This window comes from Pseudomonas emilianonis (genome assembly GCF_023072625.1).
Classification (GTDB): Bacteria; Pseudomonadota; Gammaproteobacteria; order Pseudomonadales; family Pseudomonadaceae; genus Aquipseudomonas; species Aquipseudomonas paraveronii.
In genome coordinates this window covers 1-3,920 of sequence record NZ_JAKNRV010000432.1, presented here as the reverse complement: position 1 = coordinate 3,920, position 3,920 = coordinate 1, and the positions used below count along the sequence as shown (strand labels likewise).

At 62.7% G+C, this 3,920-nt stretch carries 4 protein-coding genes and 1 pseudogene; 1 reads left to right on the top strand and 4 read right to left on the bottom strand.

The window, feature by feature from the left end; all coding sequences use genetic code 11:
* On the top strand, positions 1 to 246 hold a 246-nt coding region (locus L9Z73_RS26885; RefSeq protein ID WP_247407621.1), incomplete at its 5' end, for an RcnB family protein.
* 225 nt (positions 247 to 471) lie between these two features.
* Here L9Z73_RS26885 and L9Z73_RS26880 read toward each other — a convergent pair.
* The 4 genes and pseudogenes from L9Z73_RS26880 to L9Z73_RS26865 form a co-directional block, all read right to left on the bottom strand.
* Positions 472 to 1,776 carry an MFS transporter gene (locus tag L9Z73_RS26880; protein WP_247407619.1) on the bottom strand — a complete coding sequence of 435 codons (1,305 nt, stop codon included), beginning with the start codon at positions 1,774 to 1,776 and terminating at the stop codon, positions 472 to 474.
* 175 nt (positions 1,777 to 1,951) lie between these two features.
* A complete protein-coding gene (gene dgoD / locus L9Z73_RS26875; protein WP_003170741.1) occupies positions 1,952 to 3,100 on the bottom strand; it encodes a galactonate dehydratase in 1,149 nt (382 codons plus the stop codon).
* A 48-nt stretch (positions 3,101 to 3,148) separates the two neighbouring features.
* On the bottom strand, positions 3,149 to 3,769 hold the full coding sequence (locus L9Z73_RS26870; protein WP_247407616.1) for a 2-dehydro-3-deoxy-6-phosphogalactonate aldolase: 621 nt from the start codon (positions 3,767 to 3,769) through the stop codon (positions 3,149 to 3,151).
* Between the two features lies 1 nt (position 3,770).
* Positions 3,771 to 3,920 (bottom strand): annotated as a pseudogene (locus tag L9Z73_RS26865) (2-dehydro-3-deoxygalactonokinase); the annotation flags it as partial.

Sequence of the window (3,920 nt, the reverse complement as noted above, 5' to 3'; positions counted from 1 at the left end):
GAACAACAGGTCAGCGACCAGGTCGGCTCGGCCCAGGGCGTCGACCTCAGCCTGTTGAAGCAACCGCTCAAGCAGGCGCTGCAGATCCTCAGCCAGTTTGTCCCGAGCAGCGAGACCGGCAACCGCGCCCTGGCGCGCCTGCCGTACTACGAGGGCTATGAATGGCGCCGTTCGGGCCCGGACGTGGTGTTGATCGCAGTGGGCACGGGCATCGTCTATGAGATTCTGGAAGGCGTATTGAACTGATGCGTCGGTGCCGTAATCCGAAAAAAAGGGCCACTCCAGGGTCGTAATGCCAGTCAGTTAAGGAAGAACACTGTCACTGTGGCGAGGGAGCTTGCTCCCGCTGGGACGCGAAGCGGCCCCAACAGAGGGGACTGCTACGCAGTCCAACGGGAGCAAGCTCCCTCGCCACCGGTTACCCGCTCTATCGCTTAACTGACCGGCATTAACCCCTAGATCGCCCGTTTTTTACAACTCGATCCGCTCGACCTTGCCCACCAACAATATGTAGGAAAGCGCCCCGAGCAATGCCAGCACCGCGATATAGGTGATTGCCGGCGCGAACGAATCGCCGCTGGCCAGGAAGCCAATCACGATCGGCGTGGTAATCGCCGCCAGGTTGCCGATGAAGTTGAACACACCGCCGGTCAACCCGAGCAAACGGGCGGGCGCCAAGGTCGACACCAGCGACCACGTGATCGACGCCAAGCCATTGCCAAAGAACGCCACCGCCAGGAACGCAATCACCCACGCCGTCGAATCCACGTAGTTGGCGCCAATGATCGCGGTGGAGATCAACAGCCCGCCAATGATCGGCAACTTGCGCGCAAAGCCCACCGACGCGCCACGGCGAATCAGCCAGTCGGAAAAAATCCCGGAACACAGCACGCCGACAAACGCCGCGAGGAAGGGCAGGGAAGCAAGCAGGCCGGATTTGATGAAGTCCATCCCGCGATATTTCACCAGATAGGTCGGGAACCACGTCAGGAAGAACCACAGCGTGGAGTTCAGGCAGAACTGGCCCAGGTAGATGCCCCAGAGCTTGCGCTTGCTCAGCACGATGCCCAGGTCGACCCAACTGAACGGTGCCTTGGTGGTTTGTGCCTGCATGTCCACCAGCCCGCCGCCTGCACGGATCAGTTCGATTTCAGCGGCGTTGGCGCCTTTGAAGTCCTTCGGCTCGCGGTACACCGCGTACCAGATCAGCGCCCAGACGATGCCGACGCCACCGGTGGTGACAAACACCATGTGCCAGCCGTAGTGGTGCTGCAACCAGGCCAGCACCGGGGTGAGGAACGCCAGCCCGACGAACTGCCCGGAGGTGTAGAAGCCAATCGCGGTGGCGCGCTCGCGCTCGGGGAACCAGGTGGTGACCACGCGGCTGTTGATCGGATAGGCCGGGGCTTCCAGGGCGCCCACCGCCATGCGCAGGACAAACAGCGCGATGAAGCTGGCCGCAAAGCCGAGCATCACGGTGGCGATGGACCACAGCAGCAATGCGACGGTGTAGAGAATGCGCGGTGGCACCCGGTCCACCAGCCAGCCGCCGGGGATTTGCATGGCGGCGTAGGTCCAGCCGAACGCCGAGAAAATCAGCCCGACATGCACCGGGTCGATGCCCAAATCACTGGTCAGGGCCGGCGCTGCAATCGACAGGTTGCTGCGGTCGAGGTAGTTGATCACCACAGTGATAAACAGCAGCACCATGATGAAGTAGCGCTTTCTGCTAGGCGTGACTAAAGAAGCCTGCCCGGTGAGGGATTCAGGGTGCATGGGGTTGTCTCTTCTTATGTTTATTGAGGACGGACTTACTGAATAAACCGGATCAAATGTGGGAGGGAGCTTGCCCCCGATAGGTGAGTGTCAGTCGACATCTTCGGCGGCGGGTTCGCCGCTATCGGGGGCAAGCCCCCTCCCACATTTTTTGCCACATTTTTTCAGGCAGACATCACCACTCGGCAAAACTGCCGTCGGCGTGGCGCCAGATCGGGTTGCGCCAGCGGTGGCCGATGGCCGCGCGTTCGATCACGTATTCCTCGTTGATCTCGATGCCCAGGCCCGGCCCGTTGGGGATCTTCACGAAGCCCTGGTCATAGTCGAACACGCCCGGATCGCGCACGTAGTCGAGCAGGTCGTTGCTCTCGTTGTAGTGAATGCCCAGGCTTTGCTCCTGGATAAACGCGTTGTAGCAGACCGCGTCCAGTTGCAGGCAGGCGGCCAGCGCGATTGGGCCCAGCGGGCAGTGCAGCGCCAGGGCCACGTCGTAGGCTTCGGCCATGTTGGCGATCTTGCGGGTTTCGGTGATGCCGCCAGCGTGGGAAGCGTCCGGCTGGATGATGTCGACGTAGCCTTCGCTGAGCACGCGCTTGAAGTCCCAGCGCGAGAACAGGCGCTCGCCCAAGGCAATCGGCGTGCTGGTCAGCGGTGCGAGTTCTTTCAAGGCTTCGTAGTTTTCGCTGAGCACCGGCTCTTCGATAAACATCAGCTTATACGGGTCCAGCTCTTTCATCAGCACCTTGGCCATGGGCTTGTGTACGCGGCCATGGAAGTCGACGCCGATGCCCACGTTAGGGCCGACGGCATCGCGCACGGCGGCGACGTTGGCCAGGGCCAGGTCGACTTTTTCGAAGCTGTCGACGAACTGCAACTCTTCGGTGCCGTTCATTTTCACCGCAGTGAAACCACGCGCTACGGCTTCTTTGGCGGCGCGGGCGGTGTCGGCGGGGCGGTCGCCGCCGATCCACGAATACACGCGAATCTTGTCACGCACCTGGCCGCCCAGCAGGTCGCTGACCGACACGCCAAGGGCTTTGCCCTTGATGTCCCACAGCGCCTGGTCGATGCCGGCCAGCGCGCTCATATGCACGGCGCCGCCGCGATAGAAACCGCCGCGATAGAGCACTGTCCAGATGTCTTCGATATTGCGTGGGTCTTTGCCGATCAGGTAGTCGGACAGTTCCTCAACCGCAGCCGCCACCGTGTGGGCGCGGCCTTCGACCACGGGTTCGCCCCAGCCGGTGACGCCCTGGTCGGTTTCCACTTTGAGGAAGCACCAGCGCGGTGGGACGATGAAGGTCGTCAGTTTGGTGATTTTCATCTTCTTATCTCTCTTGTCGATGCAGCGCCCAAGGCGCAAAACTTGCGATCAGTTCAGAGCGTTCCAGGCTGCGACATACGCCTGGGCATTGCTCGCCACCTGGGCCACGGACATGCCCGGCTTGAACAACCCGGAACCCAGGCCGAAACCCCTGGCGCCGGCGTCGAAATACACCTGCATGTTGTCCGGGCTCACGCCGCCGACCGGCAGCAACAACGTGCCCGCCGGTAACACCGCCAGCCACGCCTTGATCACCGCCGGGCCCATTTGCTCGGCGGGGAACAGCTTCAATACGTCGGCGCCTTCGGCCAGCGCGGCGAACGCCTCGGTCGGGGTGGCAACCCCCGGCGACAGGTACAGACCGGCAGCTTTCGCGGCGCGCAAGACCTTGGCATCGCTGTGGGGCATCACGATCACCTGGCCACCAGCGGCTTTGACCTGCTCGACCTGCGCAGGCAGCAACACCGTGCCGGCGCCGATCAGGCAATCGGCGGGCAGGCTGTCACGCAGGGTGCGGATGCTGGTGTAAGGGTCCGGCGAATTGAGCGGGACTTCGATCACGCGAAAACCGGCGCGGTAGAGCACCTGGCCAATTGCCTCGGCTTCGTCCGGTCGCACGCCGCGCAGGATCGCGATCAAACCGTTTTGCGTGAGTGCTTGCTTGAGCATGTCAGGCCTCCATTGCAGGTTGAATGAGCCCGGCGGCCTGGGCCAACTGCCAGAGGCCGCGTTCGGTGGCCTCTTGCGCCAGGCTGACGTGGGCGAAGCCGCAGAGGTCGAGGGCACGTTGGTAGCGAGCACAGAGCGGCGCGGCGCCGAC

What these genes read in the sequence shown, in the direction of transcription:
- L9Z73_RS26870 (WP_247407616.1), bottom strand. Translation starts at nt 3,769, where the DNA reads ATGCTCAAGCAAGCACTCACGCAAAACGGTTTGATCGCGATCCTGCGC.
- L9Z73_RS26880 (WP_247407619.1), bottom strand. Translation starts at nt 1,776, where the DNA reads ATGCACCCTGAATCCCTCACCGGGCAGGCTTCTTTAGTCACGCCTAGC.
- dgoD (WP_003170741.1), bottom strand. Translation starts at nt 3,100, where the DNA reads ATGAAAATCACCAAACTGACGACCTTCATCGTCCCACCGCGCTGGTGC.